The following is a 25,429-nucleotide window of genomic DNA, read 5'->3' on the forward strand; positions in this document are numbered from 1 at the left end:
GTGAATAGTCAAGTTATTTGGCAGGGAGTGCTGGGTGAAATTGAAGTTTCAATTCCGCCGTCGTCATTTTCGACCTGGTTTAAGTCGACCGAGCTTGACATTATATCTGATAATGAGGTGGCCGTCCTGTCGCCCAACCCTTTCGTGTTGACACAACTAGAAAAACGATATTATCAGCGCATCGCTGACGGTTTGAAACGAAATGGCCTTGCGGTCTCGACGATTCATTTTCGACCAAAAAAGGTGGCTACTCGGAGACAGCGCCTCAATCGCGACGAGCCACATTCAACTGCGACCAGTCCATCAATTATTAAACAAGCTAACAAATCGACAACCAACCTCAACCCGCGCTACACCTTTGACAACTTTATCGTTGGCTCGAGCAATGACCTGGCGCACGCCGCCTGTCAAGCGATTGCCGCTAATCCTGGCACCAAATACAATCCGCTCTATTTGTATGGCGGTTCGGGGCTTGGTAAAACCCATTTGATGCAGGCCGTTGGTAACGAGATTATTAAGCGCCAACCCTCCGCCCGCGTATTATACACCACCACCGAGACCTTTGTTAGTGAATTTCTCGACTCGATTCGCTTCAAGAAAAAAGGATTTTCCGACAAATATCGTAACGTCGATGTTTTGATTGTTGACGATATGCAGTTTATTGCCAACAAGGAAAAAACCCAGGACGAGTTCTTTCACACCTTTAACGACCTACACCAACACGACAAGCAAATTATCATCAGCTCTGACAAGCCACCCAAAAGCATCCCCACCCTGACCGACCGCCTGCGCAGTCGCTTTGAGTGGGGTATGACGATTGACGTGCAGATGCCTGATTATGAAACTCGCTGCGCTATCGTTACCGCCAAGGCTGGCCTGAGTAATGTCGAATTATCCGCCGACGTTATCGAATATCTCGCTACCAATTTCAAGACTAATATTCGCGAACTTGAGGGGGCGCTTAATCAGCTACTTGCCTACGCCGAGATGCAGAACATCACACCTGACGCCGAAACCGCCGAGGGACTGCTTGGTAATATCAAGCGCTCTCGCCCGCAACATATCACCGCCAAGCAAATCATTGATAAAACCGCTCGTCACTTTGGTGTCGAAGTCAAGGACGTGTGTTCACCGAGGCGCGATAAATATATCATGCAGCCACGCCAAATCGCCATGTACCTGCTGCGTAGCGAGCTCAAGATGAGCTTTCCAAAAATCGCCCAGGAGCTTGGTCGCAAAGATCACACTACCGCCATTCATTCGGTTGACAAAATCAGCAAGGAGATGCTCATCAGCGTCAATATTCGTGAACAAATTAACGACATCCGAGACAAGCTCTATGTGTAAAACCTGGGTAAAACGTGCGCATAACCAGCGACAAACGTGTGAACGACTATCCACCAATCTGGTTGCTATCAAACGGGTCAAGCAGTATCACGTGGACAATCAGCGTCTTATCCACGACACCATACCCAGCCAATCCACCGTCTTTTCCACTGACACAATGCTACTATTACCCCTGTTTGAACACAATATTTACCCAGTTTCCACAGCGCCTATTATTACTAACCGCTGAATAAAATTAAGAAAGGATTTATAATAAGAATATGAAGCTCACCGTCACCCAAGAAAACCTCGCCAAAGCCCTCGCTAGCGTTGGGCGCATCGCCGCTAGTCGTAACGAACTAGCAATACTGAACAATATTTTACTACGAACCGATGGCTCTCGGCTGGTCGTAGCAGCAACAAATCTGGAGATCGCCTCTACCCAGTATGTTGGCGCCAAGGTTGAAAAACCCGGCTCGATTACTATCCCAGCCCGACTAGTGAGCGAGTTCGTCGCCAGCTTGCCGAGCGGTACGGTCGAGTTGGAGGTCAAGGACGAGCATCTACACCTGACCGCAGATAAGTTCTCATCAGTTATTAATGGCGTCGTGGCGGATGAGTTTCCGGAGCTGCCGACAGTGGACGAGCAGACGGCGGTGCGACTGGATATGAGTACGGATGAGCTAAAAAAGGCAGTTTCGCAAACCATTATCGCGACGTCTAGTGATGCCACGCGGGCGGTGTTAACTGGTGTGTATTGGCATACCTACAATAGTGAGTTGTATCTAGCGGCCACGGACGGTTATCGGCTAGCGGAGAAGCGGCTGATGAAGTTTGATGGCGAAATTACAGCTGTCGTGCCGGCATCGACATTGCAGGAAGTGCTGCGGAGCCTCGATACCGAAACAAGTGACATAAGTTTGTTTTTTGATGAAACGCAGGTTGGGTTTCGGACGGATCACCTAGAGATCGTGAGTCGGCTGATCGATGGCAAATTTCCCGACTATCGTCAACTGATCCCCAAACTCGCCGAGACCGAGGTGGTAATTAAAAAAGCCGATTTCCTACGCATCACCAAGGTCGCTAGTCTATTTGCGCGCGAATCGGGTGGCGGCATTACTCTCAAGGCTAGTCACGAGCAAGCGCTACTATCAATCCATTCAATCGCCTCGGAACTCGGCGAGAATACCTCTGAGGCCAGCGCCGAGGTGTCGAGCGACGGCGAAATTACGCTTAATTCTCGCTATCTGATCGAGTCGCTTGGCGTCACTGATGGCGAGACTATCACCTTCTCGTTTAGCGGCAAACTGTCGCCATGCGTTATCCGCGAGCAGACCCCTACACCGGATTGTATGCATATTGTTATGCCGTTGAAGCGCTAGAGATCGAATGTGGCTTGGCTGCCAAGCCTCGGCTCTATGGTAAAATCAAGAATATTCTGCCCCTTTGACTCGAGGTGTTCTTTCACCTTTTGATATTCATCCTTTAGGGAGCCCTTTGCTATAAATAAGCTATAGCTATTATCAATGAGTTTTTGGTTGAAAATATCACGATCGAGGTAGGCATTGTCACTACGGAAGGATTTTTCAAATTGCTCAGCTGAAAAGTCTCTTTTTCTCGCGTGAAGTATGTCGTATATATTGGGCCCGTCTTTTATATACAGAACATCGTTGTTGTAAATAACATTCTCACCGAGGACGGCATTGCTAGAGACAAGGCGTCGTGGCGCGGCTTCTTTTTGAAGTTTCATATCATATTTATAAATTGTCGCCGACATCTTTCCGTTCTCGATAACGTCAACCATAGAATTTGCGCCAAAATAGAAATGTGACGCATATGACTCCTTGAGAATAACGGACTTATTTTTAGAATTGACGTCAATAGCCTTTATAAAATTGTGCCGTCCGTCGCCATCCGTATAGAACAGCCTGCCGTCGCCCATGGCCACTTGAGCGTAGGCGAGGTCGGTATCAGAATCAAAGACATCTCGCACAAGTTCAGTAACCGCTTTGGTCTTTTTGTTGTATGACTTCAATGTGAGTTTGCCGCTTTCAAGACTCGATAAGAAATAAAGCAAGTCGCCGTTTTCGGATATTACTTTTTCTTGGCTGCTGTCGGTTGTATATATTGCACGGCGAATGTTCCCATCTTGATTGATAGTCCCAAATACGGTGGCATTTGGTATCGGTAGGTCATAAAAAAATATTTGCCCAGTATTTTTATCGTAATGAAGTGGATTAGTTTTCTCGCTGTATGTAAGGAGGGAGATTTTACTACTCTTGAAGTCGAGATACCAATAGGCGTTACTTTCAACGATATTTACTTCAGGGTTTTCACGACGTACCTTGTTGAGCGCGGCATCCATATCCTGGCGAATTGAGGGATTTGACGGTAGGTTGGCAAACGTCATAATTGCCCCACTCCTAAGCCATGTGATTGATGAAACACCAAGGAGCATATCGAAATTAACGATTTTTTGTACCTGCAATGACGATGGCGATATTTCAGCAAACGTATTGCCATTATAATAGCGAATTCGCCCGTCACGGACAACATTATCCATGCGTATGGCGTTTTTTACTATCGGGCTAGTTAGGTTGGTTGGTGTCGTGTGAAAATATGAAAATACAAGCATAATAATACCGATTAGTGATGCAGCACATAGAACGATTATAGTTATGTTCATAATGTCGTCTATGGTGAGTTTTTTAAAGACAATCACGTATTATTTACCCTTTCTGTATATCAATAGTGTAATTGAACTGCTCAAGGTTTATTACTGTCAATTTGACAGTGTAGCGTAGATTACTAGGCTGGAATACTATCTTAAAGTTATAGTTCTTGTTGCTTCTGTGGATACCGCCATCAATTTTTGCCCGTCGCTCGATTTTTCCGGTTTCATCGTAATGGCGTTTGTATATAGCGTTGAGAATTCGGCCTTTTATTGCCGAGATATTGGCTTTTTGGAAGGGATCGTCAGAGTTGGTAATTTTTAATGTACTATCGTGAACAGTGGAGTCTTCGTGTGGATCGTTAGCGCCATGGTCGCCCAGTAATCTCTGGATAGATAGGGATAGAGTTGCTGTCGCCGTTGCAAAAAATATAAAAATAAGAACTATTTTTGCTGTGGGTGATAAATTTCTCATGAATGATATCATAGTGCTGGATTTGGACTACTACCCTTGTCCCCCGCCTCCTTAAGCAGTTTTTGCATTAATGAGACAAATCCATCGTCTCGGTGATTCTTTTCTCCGGCTGTTCTTCCTTTTGGAGAGCCTCTGTCGATATGTAGGTGTGATGCTCCGCCCATTCCACATGCTACACTACCGACTACCCCATAACCTGCCCCGCCTTAAAGCGGGTGCCTTTCGGGGCGTCTATGGTGGTGTGCCCATACCAATAATACCAGCCATCATCCCCCTTGAACTGAATTGATTTACATTTAGAGTCTGAGGCGGCGGCCCCTATTGTGTAAGGCTTTGTTGAGTCTATAACGCCATCAGTGATGGCAACAACTTTTGTGCCTGGTTTTGCGATAAGGTCAAAGGCTGGCGTCCCGTCGTGGTGGCAAGGGTTTGACGACATGCGTGGTGTACAGTTGAGGTGCTTCGGATTCTTGTCGTGACCAATAATCGGCAGGGCGTACCCGCTAGAGCTTACTGCGCCACTTGCACTATCATCTTCACACTTTTCCTCGGTTGAGCCACCACTCCCATTAACGCCGGCTAATTTTGACTCGGCAACTGCCGCGTGAGCCATGCGCTTGGCTATCTCTGTTGCGCAACGACCTGGTAGGCACGGAACCTCAAATTTTTCTAGAAAAATCGTAACAGCCTCAACGAGAGTGGTACTAGCCTTGATGGGGTCAAGAACGGTGCTTTTATAGGGTTTTTTGCTGTCGTTGAGCTCGTCCCATAAATAATTAACCTGCGCCACAAAATCTTTCTCGGTCATCCCGTTCTTTTTGGCGAATTCTTGAAGGCCCGTGCGTCTATTTCCGAGCCATTGGGCAATGCCGTATGCACCGATGTGGTTTTGTAGATCCGGTTTTAGATCAAGTGTTCCTCCACCAGACTCTTGCATAAGGTTGGCGACGATACCGAGCGCTTGATTGCGTGACAGCCCTTTGTTGAGTAAAAACTTAAATACACGCTCACCAGTGCTCGACCCGTCAGGAACAGACATCGGAATATTTGTGTTTTGCGAGGTTGTTACTGGCTGTCCGTCGAGGGGGGTCACTGGCGTATCGTCGCTAACTAGCTGCACCTTGGCAACTCCCGTACCAACCCTAAAGTCGAGTAATTTTGCTGTTTCATACCACAGGTCAACGGCACGCACCTTACCCTCAACATTGCCACCTCCAGTACCGACGTCACCCTTTTCCATAACAATAGTCTTGCCGTTATAGGTTATTTTTAGCTTAGCCTTTGGCTTGAGCCCGCCCTTCCAGGCGTGATTAGCCGGGGTGCGCATATTTTCAGGAGCCTTAAGGGCGTCGGTGAGCGCCTTAAAGTCCAGGCTTTTTGCGTTGCTTAGTTCAGCAAATGTCGTACGACCATTAAGCTTTCCGGTTAGCGAATTACCATTATCATCTCCAGGGTTGCGCTTGAGGTTTTTGCCATCCCACGTGCCGCCATAAATAGAAACACCCACCTCTACCTCTTCGCCGATGGTTGTGTAACCCTGACTATTGGACTGTCCTGGGGTACACTGTTCGTCTTTTTTGCTCAGAAAATATATGGAATTATTCAGGTAAGATTTTTCGTCAAGCGCCGACACCGGTGACGCTGAGCTCGTTATGACGAGACAGGCTACGCTCAAAAGGATACCAAGCTGATATAGGTGTTGTCTGAGGGTGGTTTTGCGATAGTTCTTCATAGGCTGCCTCTAGTAACACTTATAATTATTTGGCGCTTCTTTCGGTAATACATCCATCGGGTTGAAGGAATTTTTAAGCGATCCATATGATGGGTGGTCGTCGGAACGCGACACCACCATGTGTAGATGAACTTTTGTTGAACCTGCGGCACTAAGTCTACCGGTTAGACCACCAACCCCAACCACCTGACCCGCTTTAACGGATTGACCAGCAGACACACTGTAACTCGTTAAGTGCTGATAGGTGTAGTAGATACCCTCAGGGGTTTTTATGCGCACGGCATTACCCCCTGCTCCATAGTTTTTTGCCCAAACGACTTCACCGTCGTGTGCAGCATAAACGTTTTGCACTACAGTAGAGTTCATATCCATTCCTGCGTGCACGCCCAGTGATCCGACGTTGCGACCCCAGCACGGTCCTGGGTCAACTTTCTGATTCATCGGCCACACCCAACCATCACGGCTTGGTGCACCGCTGAGATTTCCACTGTCATTAGATCCAGACTGTCCCGATGATTGCTCGTCTTTTTTGTTGCCAGCCTCTTCTATGTAGAGATTACTTTCCTTGTCGTCGGCTGCCGTTGCTAGTAGTCCGCCGACAACTTTTTCAAGTGCGCACGGGTCGGTTTTTTTGTAGGTGTGGAGTAGCTCACCATCTTCGAGGCTGAGACTGTCTTCCCTGGCCTTGGCGCTAGCGGTGCAGTATTCTTGGGTATAAGTGCCCGGGTCGGCACTGAAGGTTGAGCTGTCGGCGTAACCGTAGTTTGGAATACCGAACGCCTTGAGGGTGTGTATGTCTGCCGTGCCGGCCTTTGCTTTTTTTGTGGTGCTATTAACTATAGTCGAAGGGGTGTTGAGGAGGAATCGTAGTGCCGACGAGCCATTGGTTGGTATTTTTGCCAGGAGCTGATTAGCTATAGAACCCTGCAAGGATGGGTTGAATAGTTTTGCGAGCATTGGCTGTGCGTCGAATTCCTCTTTTTCTTGGCGGTTCTTGTGCTGAACAATTGACGCTAACTGTTGGTCGGATAGGGCAGCTCCGCCAGCACCATCGGTCTTACCGGACGGGTTGTCTTTGTTCTGTCCGTGCGCCATAGATTCGTTGCTGGTTGAGTGTAGGGCGGCAGCAAGCGCCTCATAGTTTGATACACCTGATGCTCCAACTCCAAGCGACGGAAGGGGGATTATTTGACCAATCATCCACTGGACGAGTTGCTGTAGTTTTTCTACACCAAAACTAACACCCGGAAGATGTTTGACAAGATCCCAAAGGGGGCCGGTTATTGTCGAGGTGATGTCATCCAGCGCCTTAAAAGCTTGCCCGATGGAACTATTCCAAAAACCGGCAACTGACGCCAATCCCCTCCACCAAGAATTATTTTTTATCGTTGTAAAATCACGAACCATTTTATTCTCAGGACAAATTGACTCGCCCGGTGGCAGCTTGGTATCTACCTCCTCTCCGGCTTCATTTGTGCACTTTCTTGTAATACCTTTCGACAAGCTAGCGAGCATTGGCGAAGCTGATTCTGTCGAAGGAAGCTGGAATAGCTGGAATAGCGGCGACCTTTCTGCTCCGTCAAACATTTTACTTGCAACGGCGAGAGTGTTCATATCTGCACTACCGTCCTTAATCTGATCGGCGGCAACCATTGGACTGGAGTCTTCATTAAAGGCAAATGCTGTAACCGCCTGTGTCATAGCATCGTAGAAGATAGCCTCAAGCACTCGTCCGTCAATTGCACCAACCGCCCTAAACGCCATATCAATCCAACCAACAACAGCGATTGGCCCCAGTACTTTCTTGATGAGCTCTTTTGAGATAACCTTTCCGAGTGAACCATCTACTTCGCCGTTGATAACACTTTTTGCTGATTCGAGCGATGCCTTGCTACCCTGGGCCTTTTTGAGTTGTGCCTCGGCTCGCTTGCGCTCTTCGGATCCCTCCTTTGATGAGTTGACTGCGTCCTCGGCCTCCTTTATTCGTTTATCAATATCAAAGTCTAGCTTATCGAGCAGCTGCTTACAAGTTGCGACATTTGCCCCCTGGAGGCAGCCGATGTAGGCAGTCATCCTCGTGGACACTCTACCGACAAGCCCCTTGATGATTGACGCCTTAATCTTTGCGGAGACTTCCGTCAGGTTTTTGGCTGTTTTGTCAGGGATAATATTGAAGCGCTTAATGCCATATTTACGCATGAGAATTTTTTTTGATATATAGCGGAGGACATAATTTTTACCATGGGCCTGCTTGACCATATTATTAACAAAGCGCCTGGCTTCTTTATGTCCACTTAATTCTTTTGATACGTTGCGCGTGAGAGAGCCAACATCCTTACCGATATTTTCTAGCGACACCGTGAAACTAGTAGCCTTGCCTCCCAAGCTCGATTTACCGGTTGCGTTGAGGGTTGTTTTAATTTTTCTACCCTCTTTCTCGAATTTTGCGTCTAGTTGCTTGGTAAACCAGTCGGAGTATTTAGTTGATCCGAGGTGACACAACAAACCGCCGCCAGCGCAAAAGACCAGGTTTTTGTCGCCTGGATACGCCTCTTTCATAATTCTCATAGATAGCCAGCGCGTGACAAGATACTCAAATCGCTGCTCAATGGCGTGCTCGGGGACTTTGGTCACCTTACCAATAATGGGCTCCAACAGGGAGTTGAGCTTAAATAAGTTAACGGTAAACGGTGCGGCTATACCAAATGCCCCGAGAATGAGGACGACAGCAATGGAGGCACCCTTATTTTTTTTAAGCTTTTTCATGAAGTTTCTGCTTCTAGAAGATGCTTTGTTTTCTTGTTGAGCCTGAGCGTCAGGATAGTTAAACTCATTCTCCAGATTGGCTAGCGTTTGAGCGGCGTTAGTGCTAGTTTCTTGTTTTTTTTGCTTATCAAACTGACTATTGTCGAGGTCAAAACCATCGTCCCTTAGACCCGCTTCTATCTGGTCAAGCTCTGCTTGCTCACCAGCATTCAGTCTCTCCGAGGGACCATCATGTAGCTCAAACGGATTTGCTCGCCCATCAGCATCAGGATCGGTCGTGGTGTCAAATCGTGGCGGTTTTGTTGCTGTTGCCATACACCTCCAATTATACTACACTGCCCCGTACCCGCCGAGCGGTGTTTCTGATGGTAGTTGATGTCGAGAGATCGGCGAGGTGTTGATGAGTTCGTATTCGGTGTCGCTGGCCTGAATCTGGATGTGAACGTGGTTTTGCCCGGCAAAGAACAACCCCTGCCCCACCGGGAAATTGGCGAGGCGTTTTTGCTCTTCCTCGGTTAGCTTAAAGACACTGGAAAGGACGTCAACGGCGCTGGTTGACTGCTTGAGCAGCAGCTGCATCGACGAGTTGGCGACAATGGCCCGACCCATCTTGCTACCCATAAAGTCCTCGACGTCCTGGGTGATGGTCGTGAGACCGAGCTGATATTTGCGGGCGCGCTTGGCGAGAGAAAACAAGAAGTTGGCCGAGTCGTCGTAGCGCATCAGCTGCCATGCCTCATCGACGATCAGCATGCGCCGTTTCTGGTCGGTACGCGTAATGTTCCAGATGTGATTCAGCACAATATACATAGCGATTGGCCGCAGCTCGTCCTCGAGGTCGCGGATATTAAAGACCACCATGGTGTTATTGATATCAATATTTGACTGCTGGCTAAAGATACCAGCGAAAGTACCGGAGGTAAATTTGCGCAGCCGCTGAGCGAGGCTTGGCCCAGTGCCGCCCATATGAAGCAGCGTATCGTAGAGGTCGGCGATAGTTGGCGGCGTTGAATGGTGGGTCAACGGGTCGGCGGTGATGCCGACGCGAGCGTACGTGTCGATCAGTGCTTGGTCAATATCAGCCTCCTCGGCGGCCGTCAGTCCAGCGATAATCTGTCCGCCCGCTGTCGTCTGTGAGCCGCCCAGCATCTGTCGCAACAAACCATGCAGCGTCACTAAATTCGCCCTCAGCGCATCGTCCGCCTCATCGGTATCAATCACCCGTGGCAGATCAAACGGATTGATGCGGGTATCGCTGTTGAGGCTGAGTCGAATGTAGCTACCGCCAACGGCGTCGGACAGCTTCTGGTATTCGTTTTCTGGGTCGATGATCACGATGTCCGAACCAAGCATCATGCTGCGCAGCGCCTCGAGCTTGACCGTGAACGACTTACCGGCACCGGATTTCGCAAACACCACCATATTGGCATTCTCGAGAGAAAAGCGGTCAAAAATCACCAGGCCATTGTTGTGCATGTTGATACCGTATAACACACCCTTGCCGTCGGTCAGGTCGGCCGAGGTAAACGGAAAGCTGGTGGAAATAGCGCCGGTATTCATGTTGCGGCGAACCTGGAGCTGGTCGGTCAGCTGTGGAATAGTGCTGTTGAGGCCCTGCTCCTGCTGGGCCGAGGCAACCTTAGAGAATACCAGTTGTTGGCCAAAAATTGTCTCGATCTTGTGCTGGATAAAGTTGAGCTCATCAATGCTGTCGGCATAAATCGTAATGTAAAGGCCAAAGCGGAAGAACTTTTCCGAGCCGATCTGTAACTGATTGCGTAGTTCCTCGGCGTCCTGTAATGCCGCTTCCATCGCTGGGTCGCGCACCTTGCCCTTCTCGGAATTGATGCTGAGGCTAGCCTCGAGCTGAGTCACTTTCTTGCGTAAGTTGTTGAGCACCACCTGGGTGTCAACTGGATAAATGAACATGCTAATATCTAGCACCTCGTCGATGTTGATCACCGAGCTGAGCCAACCGGTGTATAACTCGCGCGGATAGCCGTAGACGTACATGGTGCGCCCATACTTTGAACCGAGGCGGAAGTGGTCGGATTTGAGCTCGAGACTGCTCGGGGCGATAAAGTCGCGCAAGGTTCTCACACCGGTGAGAAAAGCCTGCTCAACCTCGGCCTGCTCGCGGGCCCGCTGTTGGGCGGCGATATCAATGGCGTCCAGCTTCTTTTTTCTAGCCATGTCGTACTCCTCCATATCCATGTGGCGATTCGCCTCGTCCCTTGCGGACATAGGTCGTCGCTAGTTCATCGGCGCCAACACTCAATGGTTGTTGCGGTGCCACGTCAGGGTTGTATGAACTGTAGAATAATTCGCCCAGCTGTTTGGTATTAAGCTGCGAACTCTTCACGCCCATCTGAAACAGTCCGCTCATTACCGAATCAACTCGGTTCTTAATTTCATCCTTGGCCTTCTCGTAGGCGGTTTGTTCAATCTTGGTGATGGTGTTGTCTTTCTTGCCGCCAAAAAAACTATCGAACAGACCCTTGGCCTGCTGTTTAATAACTTGCATGTCGCCGCTCTGATAATACGGCACCACGATATAAAAATCCTTATCCATAATATTGGCTTCTTGGGCGAGGACATCGATGAAGTTGATATAGTCGTCCATCAGCACGTTCAGGAGCATATTGTCTTGGTTGCGGCGGATGTCAATCAGGCGGTCGATATACGGCCCGATGTCAACGCGACGCGAGCGAATGAGCACTTGAACCGGAAAATATAACGAATTAAGGAAGTTTTGGTAGCTAAATTCAATTCCCTCACGCTCACGGCCACTCATCAGATCGAAGTTGATTGACTGACATTGAACAATCGCCCGAAAGCTGCCGTCATTCATGATAATCATATTCTCGCGCATCTCAGAAAATAGCAGCGTGTTCTGAGTACTGGTCGGGCCTTTTTGTTGAGGTTTTGCCTGGTTAGTTGGCTGCTTGGCGGGCTGTTGCGGGGCTGGCTGTGGCTGGTTGGGCTCGGGTGCGGACGGTGGGTTGGGGGCTGGTTGTGCCGCGGGTTGTGCGCTTGGCATCGGCTGTGGCTGGGCTGGCGCCTGCGGTAATTGCTGTGGCAGCGGGCTGAACTGATCAGGGTACTGAGCATACGGTGAGGTTGGTTCCGTAGAGACTGGATCGGGCCCAGAAGCAATAACGCCGGGCATATTTTGCGGGGTTGACGGCGCACCAAACTGTGATGCAGCAGCTGCATCTGATGGATAGTGATATGGTTGCTGTTGCTGATCTGGTTGCATAGACATCCCACCTAGTGAAGCGAAATCACGACTTCCTTATCATGTTCTTTTTGGATGCGACCGGCCTCTCGTTGGAGCGAGGCGACCGATAGGTCGCTGTGATTACGCGCTAAGTCCATTATAGCAGGCGAGACGGGTGCTGTGCTAGGGGGTGTCTGGTCGGCGTGGGCCGTCGCGGTCGTCTGCTCGCTGATGGGCGTGATGATGGACTGCTGCATAGTTGGATAGGGGTCGAAGGTCGAGGGTTGCGGCGAGAGGGCTTGGTCGTCTTGACTGTCTTGGGCGGTTTGGGTAGTTGGGGTGGCTTGGGCCCGCTGCATTTGCTGGACAATGTCATCATGACGCTTTTCGTCGGCCTGCTCAATGAGTGTTTCAAAGGCACGGGCTGTCTTGCTGCTTGGATCGAGTGGGTCTTGGGCGGTTTGGGCCTCGTTGTACCAATCCGCCTGCATCGAACTATTCATCACCGAGCTGTTTGGATTATCGACGCCGCGCACCGACCAACCGTGCGTGTCCACCAGTGTCGCCAGATATGACAGCCGGCGATTGACCTCGGCCTGGTCATACCCCTTGCCGTATTGCTTTTCCTCGACCCGCGGGGCGATCACCTCGACCATTCGCTCAATGCCATCGGCTCGCCACAGTCGCTGCTTGGGCTTAAGGATGAATGAAATAACCGCTGCGAGGTACACCTCCATTGGCTGATCCTTGCGCAGCGGCAAGGCTAATGCCCCGAAAAACAGCGCAACCGGTACCGGGATAATCGCCAGTGGCGGCAGCACCGAGAATAGCCCCCACGCCAGCGCAATCATACCGACCGCAACGATCAGGAAAACAAACTGCTTGAAACTAAACGGCCCGAGCAGCTTGTCTTCAGCTTCCACATCCTGGGGAACTTTGTAGACGGCCATTGGGTATTATTATAGCAGATTAGCTTAGGTTTCTGTTGGCGGCAGATACGAAAGGGCCGCCTCCATTCGCTTAATTGCACCGATACTTTCACCTATACGACCACTGTACTGCGGAACCGTCTGCACCTCATTTAGTCGGTCGCGCAGAATCTGAAGATGCTGTTGTGAAATTTGTCCTCGGAAGTTTGAATTTTCAATCATATCAGCCAGGGTGTTAAGATAGACGGCATCTTGCGTGACCAGGCCTTCGGTCGACAATTTATCCTCGCTAAGCGCCTTGATGGTCGTTTGGGTGATAAATTCTTGGCCAGACCATGGCATATTATTAATCTTAATCTTATTAGCAATTGAAGATCCGATCCAGAACGGTCGTGCAGGGTTGTTCTTGAGAGCGTCGCCAGCTTCCTGGGCAAGGGCATCGTCAAGGTGGGCAAAGTCAAGCTGGCTGGTCAACGACTTGATAGCCTTAATATTCTTACCGCCAAGAACACGACGAAGTGACGCAGCCTTGACATCCCTGGTAACGGTAATGCCTTTGACCTCGCTGCCGATAGCACCAAGAGCCATATCTACCATGTCAAACTCATCGGCATTGTATCGATCAAGCAAGCGATTTGCGCTCTCAACGCCTTCATTGTAGGCATTGCTGAGCGTTTGTTCTGCCATGGCAATTGCTCGATCGGCACCGCGACTGTCACCGAAGTATATTTGTTCGACTTGTCCAGCCAGATTGCGCATCGTCTCGTTTTCTTTCAGTTCATTTGCCCATCGATCATCGGCAACACGCTGCGATGAGGCGTTCTGCAGGCCCTGGAGAGCCACTTGCTGCGCTGCTCCTCGGGCACGCTCCAGGCTTTCTTGGAATGACGAAGACAACTCATTGGTCTGGGTAGGCTTGAGTGCCCGCATCGACTTATAATAAGTGTCAGCCGCCCCCTTAGAAGCCTCAGCCTGCTCAGACCATGATTGTGCTTGTGCGTATCGGTCAAAGGCGGCGGAATTAGACATCAGATGATTGCCCCAAGCGGCTTCTAGCCGACCCTCGATAGCCTTTTTGTCTTCGTTAACCATCCGTCGGTATTGATCAATCTTAGCATAGGAACCAGTCCCCTTTCGTATAACATCAGATTCATCTTGCAACTCTTTGAGCCTATCCTTACGATTTTGTGATGACTGCGCCAGCCTGCGTCGCCATGCTGTTGGGGTAAATTTGCTATCTGGACGTTTGTTGAGTTTTTTAAGTTTCGTAATCTCGCTTTGCTCTTTTGCCCAGTTCTTAGATCGGTCGAACAATCCCTTGCTGCGGTCGTTGACGAGACCGGTGAATTTGCCGAGGAGTCCGCCGCCCAATTTAATCATCAACGGCGTCAGGGCGAGTGGTGCGATCTGGACTGCCATACCGAGAATGTACATTACCGCCCCGTTTGGTCCCGCGGCGTTTTGCATAATGACTGAACCCGCCAGCTGTGCCCCACCAAAGGCTGCCGCAAACCCCGGGAAGAATATCAGCATCGTCAAGAAGACGTCCTTCCACTTGTCAAACCACTTCTCCGTACCCGGTAACAAATAAGCCACAAAAGCCAGCGGTGAAATGATGATCAAAATAACGATCAACGCCTGACGGGCGGCCATAATGATAACAACGAGAAGAATAACGAGTCCAATGCCGCACAAAAGCGGCACAATAAAAGGAAGTAGCTCGGCCCGCATGACGATTCCCGCAGCCAGTGCCGCACCGCCAGCAGCACCTCCCAAAATCTGGAAGGTGACCTCTTGCCAGGTCATTGGTTCAGACGCTGGCGCCGATCCGCCTAGGGTGGCGACCGTGTTACGAATATTCATGAACATGTCTTGGAGTGCACTTCCGGCGATGTTTGACAGGTCGAGGAGTATGGCGCAGACGTGGAACGACAAATTGACTAGTACCGCCGCGACAATTAAGCGAGGCAACATCTTTTTGATGCCATAATTGGAGATGCCCATAGAAGTAACTTGTGAATAAATAATGACTATGAACATGATGATAAAAATGCTGTTGGCGATATTGCGAACGATATTCCAGGCCAGAAAGATACCGCTAGTCTGATTACCCGTCTGAAGCGGCGGCACCACGAGGAAGCTTTTGAGCACCCCAAACATCCAGTCGATGGAGCTAGCTAACCACGCCGAAACGGGACAAAGGATCCAGCCGATACCGCCAGCAACTTCACACGAAGACGCAGAGTTTTGGCTCGGTGGGTCAATTGATAATGTGGTCGATTCTTTCTTTGTGTAAGTGTTTGGCGCAGTATACGTAAATGTCGTTAGGGACACCGAGGTCATTGATCCGAGGTCGCCTGTTGACGGAAAGTGAATGACGCGAACGTCTTGATTATTGGCCACAGTTTTCTTGGACATGTAGACCACTTGGTCAGACCCTAAGTTGAGGGCCTTTAGTTTGTCGACGTCGGAAACTCGCTCAAATGTCTCGTTGTCGTAGGATATTTTGCTACTATCCCACTTCGCGTCCGCCGCCAGCGCCTGGCCCGAGGTTACGACCGTACTCAAAAAAATACTGACTAGGAGGCCCACCGCCAGCAATATAAACCATTGCAACCATCGCATCGACGATCGCCCTTGTGAACGTAACCACTCCATTACCGACAATGGTAGCATTTTTACAGAGAAAAGTCAATAGTTTTTAGCTGGCGGCAGGTGGATTATTGTTGCGATTATTTTGATTATTTGGCGGTGCTGAAGGCGGGGATTGCGGTGGAGCTGGCCCCCTCCCTGTTCCGGCGACGAATGTCCGCCCCATCGGGGTGTCTGACGGAATTGCTTCGGTAATATTGTTTGACGATGCAGTGTCGTGGGGTATTCTGATTTCTTCGGTTCCCACGCTGTTGTTTCGTATACTCTCGAGTTCCCTACGGGCGCTGCCTGATATTGAGGTATTGACACGCTTATTATCAAGCACCGAGGCTGCCCTGTCGGCGGAAATACCGACCATTCTTTGACCCCCCTTAGTAAATTCAGTTTCACCAGCGACCTTGATGGCACTGGATGCCTGTCGCGCCAGTTTTTCATCGCTCAACCCATTAACCCCCTTGGCGGTCAACTCGGCCATTTGTTGCTGGCTAAAGCTGACCGAGCTTGCTCCGTCCTGCTCCATCTGGTCGATGGCCGTTCTACCCATTTCAAACAGGCCGGCATGGTCATCCTTCATTCTGGTAAGGGTTTCTGCCATGCGGCGGTTGCTGATAGTTCCACCACCCTGGAGATACTCGTACATTTGTTCGGCGCCGTGCTTACCAGTTGACTCTAATTTCTTAAAGGCAACATGTTTAAGTATCTCATTGTCCCCGGCGTTTCTCAGTGCAGCGGCCGCATCACCATTGAATTGGTAGGCAAGTAGATCTTCTGCTGCCTCGAGCTCTTCTTTGTCCACGGCATCTTGACCCGCGGCTGCACTCCGGATGCCGTAATTTACGTCTTTGCCTGCTCCGAGGAATTTATTATTTGCCAACCTGCTCCTGTTGAATTTCTCATTAAGCCCAGACATTCGATTTCTCCATATGTGATCCATAAGTCCGCTACCCTTCCAGGCCCCGGCTCGCATGAGCTGTTTGCGGCGTGCTACTTGCTTCTTGCGAAAGTCTTGCATCTGACCAAGTCGTGAATTGGCATACCTATCCTTTGCCCAGTTTTTGGCGCCGCCACCGAGGCGACCACCGGCGTTGTTGATGTGCTGGCTGATTGACCCGGCGACGTCGATGGCTTTCTTAAGGACACCCCACACGGCGATGAGCGGCAGAACTTTGATCAGCTCGCCAACAATCTGCATGATCATGTCGTTTCCACCCCCGGCCTTAACGATGGCCCCCGCTAGTATGCCGCCGCCGAACAGCAGGCCGATTGTCGGAAAGACCATGAGTAGCCCCACAAAGATTGAGCGCCATTTACTAAAGAATTTTTCGGTATTTGGTAGCAGAAAGGCAACGAAAGCCAGCGGTGAGATAACAATGAGAATGACGATGAGTGCTTTACGGGCGATGAGTAGTACAGCAATGGTCGCCATAACAACCAGCCCAGAAACAAGCGCTCCAATCAAAACCGCGAGGGCGAGGATCCCGGCCGTGCCTGCGGCGAGGACGGTTAGCGCAAAGCCCCCCCATGTACCACGCCCCTGACCTGACTGAAAGATCTCATTTGCTCGGGTAATCTCGTCGCCAATGCCGCCGATGCCAGCACGCAGGCCATAGCCGAGGATGTTAGACAGGTCAACGGCAATTTGACAGATGTAAATTGATACATTCACCAGGATTGCGGCGACAATGAGCCGTGGCAGCATCTTTTTGATGCCGTAGTTCGAGATACCAAAGCCGGTGAGCTGAGAGATGATGATCGCTAAGAACATAATGATAAACGCACCATTGGCAATGTTACGCATAATTCCCCAGGCCGCCTGTACTTCACCCCCAGAGCTGAGGCCCGGCTCAATCTTTAAAAAGTTGTCAGCGATCATGGCGAAAGCTGCGTCTGAAATATCAGACAAGAAATTAACGACTGGACAAATGAGCCAACCAAGGTCTTTGACGGCACACTCTGGCTTTTTCTCGTCGCCCCCACTCTGGCCAGAGGGGGGTCGGCGGAGATGCCGGAGAGGGCGTCGCTGATTTCTTTTTCGTCATACTTTGATTGCTCAGCAATACATTTGACATACTCCTTAGAACTCGCCACAGCGCCACTTGATGGCATCTTATCCTTACAGGCGTTCATCCAGCTGTCAACTTGTTGTTTACATATTTGCTCCGCTGGCCCTCCGGCGCCTCCGCCACTTTTCTCAATACATTTTTTTAGGAGGGCGTCATAGATGGCCCTACGAGTATTCTCGGCGGCCTCGGTTTTTGCTGACTTTGCGGCTACTTCAGCATTGTCTGATGCCCATTGCGCGATTCGCTCACATGACATTTTTGTGTCTATGCCGCCAGGAGCGGTATAAGGCGCTCCTGCTCCGCTAAATAGGGGGACACTTTTATTTGCGTCGGGTATATAATAGTATCCGTAAGCTACCGTACCATCAGCTAGGGCAACGGCTATTTTTTTGTTACGCTGATCGGCCTTTATGTCATTACTTGCGGCGTCATCTCCGCTATCGTATCCTCGCCATTCGGCTTTACAGCCAATCTTTTGGCCCGACAAGAGCGCCGCCATTGCCATAGAGTAGTTGACTAATGCTGAGTCGAATTTCAGGCTTTTGCCGGCCTTTTTTTCAAGGACTTGGATCGCATATACTCCTCTGTCTCTCGGTATATTCCACTTATCGCCGCTGTACTCGCCCTTGGTAATATTGCTGGTACAGTCAAGGTTGGCGTTATCTCGCCATTCACCTTTTAGCGCACAGAACATATCAGTAAAAGAACCGTAGCCGAATGCGTTTCGCGCAGCAGATACCACTTGCTTACAATCAAATAGCCCGTCATCATCGCCGTCAAGAATTGGACCGACAGTGGTAGTAATGGCACCACCCCAGTCGCCACTCGCAACCTTTGCGGAGGTAAGATTTCCGTCAAACCCGGCACCGCCAACGATACAACCATGCATGGCGCGTGCGAGTAGGAGCTGTTTGACTTGAGCGAGATATGGAGAATGATCAAGACGCGCCCGAGCCGCGTTAGCGGTCGGTGACAATGCAAAAAACGTCATGAGCACCGGAACGACTAACAGTGCGGCCAGCCCAACCAAGGTAATGCGAATACGTTGATGCGGGGTCTTTTTTTGCGTAAGCATTATGAGAATATATTACCACGCTATTGCTAGTAATTCAAAAGAAGAGCTAAAAACTAGCTCTTCTTTTGTCAGATGCGTCATTGACGCTATTTAGAAAGAATAGGGCCTGAGTGTGAAGATCCTGCAATCTTCCACCTATTCACTGTTGGATCCGAAACAATTTTGTAGAATTGGCCGTCCGGTGTAGAACCTCTTTTATTCCCGTCGTAGGAATAGAAGTGCGTAATATGCGTCTCAAGCGACTTGCCCGTTTTGGGATCAACCACTACATCCGACTGGCTGGCAGGAAAGACCTCAATGTCTTTTATTTTCCAGAGCTCGACATCGTCTTCGGAACTACCGGAGTTAGACCTAATCTGCTCTGCTCTTTTATGAATGAGCTCCATTACTTTACGTTTAGCGAAATACTCTTCATCCGAGACTTTGCCGGCTCGCATCTCCTCAAGCAGTGTGTCCATGTCCATTTGGGGATTCAAAAAGGCTTCTGATACTAACTTTTTAGCATACTCCTCGTAGTTTCGCTCTACGTCACTATTCGTGTAAGTAAACCTCCCGTAGAGAGCAGCTTGGACAGCAAGAAACGGATCAGTGAGCATCTTTTTTGGATCTCGGTCCGCAGGTGACTTCTTATAGTAGTCACCAAAGGGTAGACTATCTTTCGGGTAGAGTATGGGATCCGTCTTACCTTCCGTACGGCCAGATGCCTCCAGATAGGTGATTTCTGCTTGGAGGATCTTGTTTCTCTCCTCTGGCGGTAGCTTAATGAATTCGTCGTACGGTATTTTGTCAATTTTTTTTACTTGTTCGTCGTATTCTTCTCTGGCCCGCATTCGTGCTGCCGCTTCTGGATCAACAGTCTCAGACGGTGATGGTGAGACAGATGGTGACTCTGATGGGTCTAGTGAGGCGCTTGATGATGGGCTTTTCTCTGGTACCGCTAAGCGATCACCCCCACCACAGCCCGCAAGGCCTGTTGCCGTGGCTACGAGGGCGACACTGGCCGCAGCCTTTGTGATCCAGCCCCTAGTCGTATCTTTAGCTTTCTCCCAGATAGACGGCTTAGTACCTAATGAACTACTTGGGTCATGGTCGTGTCTTTCCATAACGCTTGGAGTCCTTTCTCTGGCCTGTGGCCAGTCATAGAGTAGTTTTAATCCACCTCAGAGTAGGTAATAAACTCTGAATAACATCATTGTAACACATTCTGTATATTTAGCAATACCCCCGCGGTAACAAAGTAAATAAAACAACCCTTATGTTTTAGAAAAATGGGCTGTTGAATAACAAAAATCTAATTCTGGCGCGCCCGACCGGATTCGAACCGGCGATCTCCTCCGTGACAGGGAGGCGTGATAGGCCAACTTCACTACGGGCGCATAACTTTCCGTATGATAGCAAACTTTTATGGCTTTTTCAAGAAATCGTTTGCATTTTTCCTGCCACTATTTTACAATTTAGGGTAAGAGATTGTTATGACAAAAAGAAATATTCTCATTACTACTGCCCTCCTCGTAGCTATTACCTGCGGCGTTATGTCATTTGGCGGTGTTGCATTTGCCGAGAGTAAATGTGGCGATGCACCGACCTCGATTATCAACTGCGGCGGCGCGACTGGTGATGCTGCTATTCTCGGTATCATCAAAATGGTTATCCAGATCATGACTGCTGGTATCGGCATCTTGGCAGTCGGTACGGTGATATATGGCGGTATTCTCTACTCTGCGTCTGGCGGTAGTCCGGACAATATCAAAAAAGCCAAAGAGCTTTGGGTCAATACTGCCGTCGGCCTCATCATATTCGCGTTTTTTGTGGCTATCACTAACTTCCTGATCCCTGGGGGGGTGTTCTGATGAAGCACATTGTGATCGCGCTGGGGCTGATGATCGCGGGGTCGCTGATGTTGTCGGTGGTTCAGGCAACGCCGGCTAGCGCGGCCTGTGGCGGCAACATCTTGACGCTCAAGCCGTGGTACGACGGGCTGACCAAGTCGGATTGTAATCTCAAGGCGATCGTCGACAATAACGATAAGCGCGCCCAAAACGACCCAGGTAATTACGCCACGCTCAACGGCTTTATCTGGCGGGCGATATTGAATGTTGTCGAGGATCTGTTGCAGCTGGCGGGCTTTGTGACGGTCGGCTTTGTGATATACGGCGGCTTTTTGTACTTGACGAGCAATGGCGAGCCGGGACAGATGGCCAATGGTATGAAGACGGTGATTAATGCGGCGATCGGCCTAGTGATCGCTATAGCTTCGGTGGCACTGGTGAATGTCGTGGCTGACGGATTGGGGTTGCCGCGATCATGATGCGATTTGTAGCCGGTGTATTGGGGTCGCCAGATTCGCTGGGCATTCCGACGAACAGTGCTTCGGCGGATGCACTGGGTAACATTCTCAATACGGTGTATTTCTTTGCCGGGGCGATCGCGATTTTGATGTTGGTGCTGGCCGGTATTAATTACGCTAATTCGGGCGGCGACACCAACAAGCTCACCAAGGCGAAAAACACCATTCTCGGTACCGTTATCGGCATCATTATCATCCTCTCCGCATTTCTCATTACTAACTTTGTCATTAGTGGCATGAAAGGATCGGCAATATGAAAAAACTCGTAGTCATTATCGGCATGATAGCGGCGCTCGTTGCCCCACTAGTGGTGGCATCAAGCGTATCCGCCCAGAATGTCGACATTTACGGCGCCTGCTCGGGCTCCAGTGGTGAAGTCTGTAAAAACCGTGGCGCGACGGTGCAACCACTGTTCAAGAACCTCATCAATGCTATCTTGCTCATCCTCGGCGCCATCTCTGTCATCATGATCATCATCGGTGGCTTTCAGTATGTAACCTCGGCTGGCGACTCTAACAAGGTCAAAACCGCCAAGTCGACTATTATGTACGCGGTGATCGGTGTCGCCGTCGCGCTTCTATCGTATGCTATCGTTGACTTTGTGTTTGGAAAAATATAAGAAAAAAGGAGAAATGTATGAAACGATATAGAAAAACCCTCGTAGCCGCCGTTTTGTCATTAGCAGTTGCTGTCGCGGCCGTCGTCATGCCAATCGCTTTGCCGTCCGCGTCGGCCCAGTTTAAGAGCGGTTTGGACGCAGCCCGAACCGATGAGATGAGCACGAAGCCTATCGGCACCACCATAGGCGAGGTGGTTAATATCTTTCTCTACTTTGTCGGTGCGGTGGCAGTTATCGTTGTGATCTGGGGCGGTTTTCAGTACATCACCTCGTCAGGCGATAGCCAGAAAGCGACCACTGCTAAAAACACCATCATGTACGCGGTGATTGGTATCGTTGTGGTGGTCATGTCGTATGCTATTGTTAACTGGGTCTTTGGCTTGTTTAAGTAGCTAAATGATGATAGAATAACAGCTGAAACTATATTAACTGGTAAACAAGGAATCAAGAATGGACAAATTGAAACTCATCGTTGTCGGTATCGTGGCTACGCTAGCGTTAGCGTTCGCGACAGTACCAGTGGCCCAGGCACAATACAACTTGGACAAGGGCATCAGCGACTCAAAGGGTGATCGGGTTGCTGAAAAGGTTGATGATCCACAGCAACTGATCAAGGGTATCGTCAACGGTATTCTCTACTTCGTCGGTATCTTGTCGGTGATTATGTTGATCTGGGGCGGTATCCTTTACACGACTTCATCTGGTGACTCGAATAAGGTGACTACTGCCAAAAACACCATCATGTACGCGGTGATTGGTCTGGTGGTGGCGATCTTTGCCTATGCGATCGTTAACTTTGTTCTCACAACGTCGCGCGGTGTAAGTTCATAAGACCGCGCCCTGTCTACGACAAATTCACCCTCGTTTATGGCGAGGGTGTTTTATTCTGGTTGTCTGGCGGCGTCAAATACGACGACTACGACACTAACGGGTTTGGCGAAGGATTACAAGACTTGGATCTTTTTGGCACGTTCTTGCTTAATCTTTTCGAACGTAATAGTGAGCACGCCGTCTTTGAGTTCGGCCTTGACGCCTTCTTCGTTGACCGCGACGGGTAGCGCCAGGGTGCGGCTAAATTCGCCCCAGTAGCACTCTTGGATATGCCAGTTCTTGACGTCGGTCTCGTCGCCACTTGATAGGGTGCCGCTGATCGTGAGAATGCCGTCGGAGATACTAACGTCTAGGTCGTTACGATCAACACCAGCCGTTCGGGCTTTGATAATAAGTTCGGTTTCTGACTCAAATACATCGACCGCTAGCTGCCCCATCAGATCATCGGCCTCATCCTCCCAGTCATCCTCAGGAGCGGGCGCTGCAGTAGCCGGTGTTGCTGCAGGAGCGGCTGGTTGTGGTGCGTCATTAGCCAGATCATCATTCAAGAAAGCTGCAGTTAGCTCATCCTCAATTAACAAATCGTCATTTTTGCGTGCCATGTTTCCTCCGCCTTTATAGGCTGATTGACAATATCATCTATTAGTATAACGGTTATGTGCGCTATAATCAAGAGTGAAAGGCGAAAAAGCGAAAAATGCCTATTGATACGCTATTATCATATATCGCGCCACATTATTGTTATGGTTGTGGTGCGACTGGCTCGCTTTTGTGTCGGTCGTGTCTTGAGGCGGTGAAGCGGCATCATTGTCAGGTCTGCGTTATTTGTGGACAGCCGTGCGCCGGTGGCAACGTGTGTCGGCGACATGCCCTGCCCTACGAGGCGCTCAATTGTGTGCTGTGGCGGCGAGGTGCAGTGGCGCGGCTGATTGATGATTATAAGTTTCATCGCGTGCGCGCTGTCAGTGGGGTGTTGGCTAGACTCCTAGATGAATTGCTTCCAGAATACGACGCCTCGACGGTGGTTGTACCGGTGCCGACGGCCCCTGCCAATATTCGTAAGCGCGGCTATGATCATATGTTGCTGATCGCTCGGCAGTTTGCCCGGCGGCGGGGATTGAGAGTCGAGCGACCCTTGGTCAGGCAGACGAATGTGACGCAGCATTATGCTCGCTCGGCGGCTGAGCGTCGAAAGCAGGCGCAGCAGTTTTTCCGCGCACGTGGCGTTCGGGCCGATGTTCCCTATCTGATCTTGGATGATATTTTCACCACTGGCTCAACGATTGCAGCGGCAGCCCAAACGCTACAAGCGGCTGGTGCGCGGGACATTCGCGTGGGGATTGTCGCTCGCCATGGGAATGATAAAAAGGCTGTTGCAAAGACGCCGCCAAACCCTAGTCGTGATGATACGAACTGCCGCGAGCGATCTCTTGGGCGCGGTACAGCTGCTCGGCGAGAATGAGCCGCACCAGCTGGTGCGGAAATACCAGGCGTGATAGCGACCAAGCGATGTCGGCTCGCCGGTGAAGCGTCTCGGTGACGCCATAGGCCCCGCCAATGATGATAACGATGTGCTGATCGGTGTGATCGAGAATGAGCTGCGATAGTTCTGGCGAGCCCAGGTTGCGGCCGCGCTCATCGAGGAGGATGACGAAGTCGTGCGGCTTGAGGCGAGACATCAGGCGCTCTGACTCGTCCTGGCGCGCTCTGTAGCCGATTTGGCCGGAATGTGGGATGATGATCATTTCTGCGGCGAATGGTGCTCTAAGGCGCTCTAAAAAGCGCTTAATGCCTGGCTCTATCCAGGGCTCGTGCCGCTTGCCGATGGTGAGGATGGTAATTTTCATGTGCGGGCTTTCGGTGGGGCGTTATTATCATGTAGGATGGCTTCGGCGGTTGCCTTGGCGATTTGGTGATGGATATAAGCGGTCGGATGGCCCACGTCGTCACCTCCGGTTACCACACCAAGACCAAACGTGGCGCAAGCATCGACGTTCTTTGGCGGCTCGACCAAGGTGATGCGCGGTTCGTGCATGCTGGCGACAACGTCGCGGATAGCTTGATTGACCGTCTCGATAAAGCTGGCAACAAAATGATCGGTATCGTTATTGATAATCGTTGGACAGATGTCGCGTGGCTGGATAGGCGTGGTATAGAGGTTGATGTATAGCTGGGCGTTGGGAGCATGTTCAAGGATAGAGCGGTAGGCTTGCTCGAGCGACTGACGATATTCGTCTGAGTACAGTCGGCGAAAGACATCGATATACATCTCGCTGCGCGTACCACACCGTTCGTGCAGGCAGGCGTCGAACACTACGTTAAGGTCAATCATGTTTGCGCCAAGCGTCAGGGTGACGATATCGGTTTCGGGGCCAAGGGCGTTGAGTTGCGGCGGCTGGTCGTCAAACTGCTGGCTGGAGATATGCTCTGGCCCGGCGCCGCGACAGGCCACGAGGGTAATGTTACCTGAGGGAATGCCGAATGCTTTGAGTTGCCGCGCGTAAGCTTCGGGTGAGCGCCGGCACTCCGTTGTTGTGTCGTCGTAATTTCCTAGCCCTGCCCCGCTGGCCACTGAATCGCCCATGCCGACGACGTAGGTGTGCTCGGCTTGTTCGGGCGAAATGCTCGGGCGGCTGGACGCTGATAGCGCTAATGAAGCGAGGGCCGCTATCGTAGCGACCCCCTGCTTGGCTAATGTTTCTAATCTTTCTCTCATGATATCG

Annotated in this window: 23 protein-coding genes and 1 tRNA gene; 9 read left to right on the forward strand and 15 right to left on the reverse strand. The window is 50.4% G+C overall.

All coding sequences use genetic code 11. The features are described 5' to 3' along the window. Together dnaA and dnaN are read left to right on the forward strand one after the other, a co-directional pair. On the forward strand, nucleotides 1-1,347 hold the full coding sequence (gene dnaA / locus GWK77_00005; protein ID QHU92578.1) for a chromosomal replication initiator protein DnaA: 1,347 nt from the start codon (nucleotides 1-3) through the stop codon (nucleotides 1,345-1,347). Between the two features lie 260 nt (nucleotides 1,348-1,607). Further along, nucleotides 1,608-2,708: a DNA polymerase III subunit beta gene (gene dnaN / locus GWK77_00010; GenBank protein QHU92579.1), complete on the forward strand. Its 1,101-nt coding sequence runs from the start codon at nucleotides 1,608-1,610 to the stop codon at nucleotides 2,706-2,708. Here dnaN and GWK77_00015 read toward each other — a convergent pair. From GWK77_00015 to GWK77_00070, 12 genes are all read right to left on the reverse strand, one after another. Then, nucleotides 2,705-3,736, reverse strand: a complete 1,032-nt coding sequence (locus GWK77_00015) for a hypothetical protein (protein ID QHU92580.1) — start codon at nucleotides 3,734-3,736, stop codon at nucleotides 2,705-2,707. The two genes, dnaN and GWK77_00015, sit on opposite strands and share 4 nt — an antisense overlap. Nucleotides 3,737-4,055: 319 nt before the next feature. Continuing rightward, the gene (locus GWK77_00020) at nucleotides 4,056-4,472 is read right to left on the reverse strand and encodes a hypothetical protein (GenBank protein QHU92581.1); all 417 of its coding nucleotides are present in this window, start codon (nucleotides 4,470-4,472) and stop codon (nucleotides 4,056-4,058) included. Between the two features lie 184 nt (nucleotides 4,473-4,656). Further along, the gene (locus tag GWK77_00025) at nucleotides 4,657-6,204 is read right to left on the reverse strand and encodes a hypothetical protein (GenBank protein QHU92582.1); all 1,548 of its coding nucleotides are present in this window, start codon (nucleotides 6,202-6,204) and stop codon (nucleotides 4,657-4,659) included. A 9-nt stretch (nucleotides 6,205-6,213) separates the two neighbouring features. Next, nucleotides 6,214-9,285, reverse strand: coding sequence for a peptidoglycan DD-metalloendopeptidase family protein (locus tag GWK77_00030; protein QHU92583.1), 3,072 nt, complete (start codon nucleotides 9,283-9,285; stop codon nucleotides 6,214-6,216). A gap of 15 nt (nucleotides 9,286-9,300) precedes the next feature. Then, a complete protein-coding gene (locus GWK77_00035) occupies nucleotides 9,301-11,163 on the reverse strand; it encodes a DUF87 domain-containing protein (protein QHU92584.1) in 1,863 nt (620 codons plus the stop codon). Further along, complete coding sequence (locus tag GWK77_00040) at nucleotides 11,156-11,593, reverse strand: hypothetical protein (protein ID QHU93406.1); 438 nt, start codon at nucleotides 11,591-11,593, stop codon at nucleotides 11,156-11,158. The genes GWK77_00035 and GWK77_00040 overlap by 8 nt, the downstream gene beginning before the upstream one ends. 647 nt (nucleotides 11,594-12,240) lie before the next feature. Further along, entirely contained in the window at nucleotides 12,241-13,140 is a 900-nt protein-coding gene (locus GWK77_00045) for a hypothetical protein (GenBank protein QHU92585.1), read from the reverse strand. 24 nt (nucleotides 13,141-13,164) lie between these two features. Beyond that, nucleotides 13,165-15,777 (reverse strand): hypothetical protein, encoded by a 2,613-nt coding sequence (locus GWK77_00050; protein QHU92586.1) that lies wholly within the window; start codon nucleotides 15,775-15,777, stop codon nucleotides 13,165-13,167. 43 nt (nucleotides 15,778-15,820) lie between these two features. Beyond that, nucleotides 15,821-17,674 carry a hypothetical protein gene (locus GWK77_00055; protein QHU92587.1) on the reverse strand — a complete coding sequence of 618 codons (1,854 nt, stop codon included), beginning with the start codon at nucleotides 17,672-17,674 and terminating at the stop codon, nucleotides 15,821-15,823. Further along, complete coding sequence (locus GWK77_00060; GenBank protein QHU92588.1) at nucleotides 17,641-18,909, reverse strand: hypothetical protein; 1,269 nt, start codon at nucleotides 18,907-18,909, stop codon at nucleotides 17,641-17,643. The genes GWK77_00055 and GWK77_00060 overlap by 34 nt, the downstream gene beginning before the upstream one ends. Nucleotides 18,910-18,995: 86 nt before the next feature. Next, nucleotides 18,996-20,012, reverse strand: coding sequence for a hypothetical protein (locus tag GWK77_00065; protein QHU92589.1), 1,017 nt, complete (start codon nucleotides 20,010-20,012; stop codon nucleotides 18,996-18,998). A 195-nt stretch (nucleotides 20,013-20,207) separates the two neighbouring features. Next, a tRNA-Asp gene (locus GWK77_00070) sits at nucleotides 20,208-20,285 on the reverse strand. Nucleotides 20,286-20,381: 96 nt separating this feature from the next. On the opposite strand from GWK77_00070, the gene GWK77_00075 reads away from it, so the two are divergent. The 6 genes from GWK77_00075 to GWK77_00100 are packed head-to-tail and all read left to right on the forward strand — an operon-like array spanning nucleotide 20,382 to nucleotide 22,706. Next, nucleotides 20,382-20,759 (forward strand): hypothetical protein, encoded by a 378-nt coding sequence (locus tag GWK77_00075; GenBank protein ID QHU92590.1) that lies wholly within the window; start codon nucleotides 20,382-20,384, stop codon nucleotides 20,757-20,759. Further along, a complete protein-coding gene (locus GWK77_00080) occupies nucleotides 20,759-21,217 on the forward strand; it encodes a hypothetical protein (GenBank protein ID QHU92591.1) in 459 nt (152 codons plus the stop codon). The genes GWK77_00075 and GWK77_00080 overlap by 1 nt, the downstream gene beginning before the upstream one ends. After that, the gene (locus GWK77_00085; GenBank protein ID QHU92592.1) at nucleotides 21,214-21,513 is read left to right on the forward strand and encodes a hypothetical protein; all 300 of its coding nucleotides are present in this window, start codon (nucleotides 21,214-21,216) and stop codon (nucleotides 21,511-21,513) included. Before GWK77_00080 ends, GWK77_00085 begins: the two co-directional genes overlap by 4 nt. Continuing rightward, nucleotides 21,510-21,875: a hypothetical protein gene (locus GWK77_00090; GenBank protein QHU92593.1), complete on the forward strand. Its 366-nt coding sequence runs from the start codon at nucleotides 21,510-21,512 to the stop codon at nucleotides 21,873-21,875. Before GWK77_00085 ends, GWK77_00090 begins: the two co-directional genes overlap by 4 nt. A 17-nt stretch (nucleotides 21,876-21,892) precedes the next feature. Next, nucleotides 21,893-22,267: a hypothetical protein gene (locus tag GWK77_00095; protein ID QHU92594.1), complete on the forward strand. Its 375-nt coding sequence runs from the start codon at nucleotides 21,893-21,895 to the stop codon at nucleotides 22,265-22,267. Between the two features lie 58 nt (nucleotides 22,268-22,325). Continuing rightward, nucleotides 22,326-22,706: a hypothetical protein gene (locus GWK77_00100; protein ID QHU92595.1), complete on the forward strand. Its 381-nt coding sequence runs from the start codon at nucleotides 22,326-22,328 to the stop codon at nucleotides 22,704-22,706. Nucleotides 22,707-22,819: 113 nt separating this feature from the next. On the opposite strand, the gene GWK77_00105 is transcribed toward GWK77_00100, so the two are convergent. Further along, a complete protein-coding gene (locus GWK77_00105) occupies nucleotides 22,820-23,308 on the reverse strand; it encodes an Hsp20 family protein (GenBank protein QHU92596.1) in 489 nt (162 codons plus the stop codon). Nucleotides 23,309-23,403: 95 nt separating this feature from the next. Between GWK77_00105 and GWK77_00110 the strand changes: the two genes are divergently transcribed. After that, a complete protein-coding gene (locus GWK77_00110) occupies nucleotides 23,404-24,168 on the forward strand; it encodes a hypothetical protein (protein QHU92597.1) in 765 nt (254 codons plus the stop codon). Here the strand turns inward: GWK77_00110 and GWK77_00115 are convergent. Further along, on the reverse strand, nucleotides 24,101-24,553 hold the full coding sequence (locus GWK77_00115; GenBank protein QHU92598.1) for a 50S rRNA methyltransferase: 453 nt from the start codon (nucleotides 24,551-24,553) through the stop codon (nucleotides 24,101-24,103). The genes GWK77_00110 and GWK77_00115 overlap by 68 nt on opposite strands. Then, nucleotides 24,550-25,422 carry a hypothetical protein gene (locus GWK77_00120; protein ID QHU92599.1) on the reverse strand — a complete coding sequence of 291 codons (873 nt, stop codon included), beginning with the start codon at nucleotides 25,420-25,422 and terminating at the stop codon, nucleotides 24,550-24,552. Before GWK77_00120 ends, GWK77_00115 begins: the two co-directional genes overlap by 4 nt. Between the last annotated feature and the right edge of the window lie 7 nt (nucleotides 25,423-25,429).

The organism is Candidatus Saccharibacteria bacterium oral taxon 488 (genome assembly GCA_010202645.1).
Lineage (GTDB): Bacteria > Patescibacteriota > Saccharimonadia > Saccharimonadales > Saccharimonadaceae > Nanosynbacter.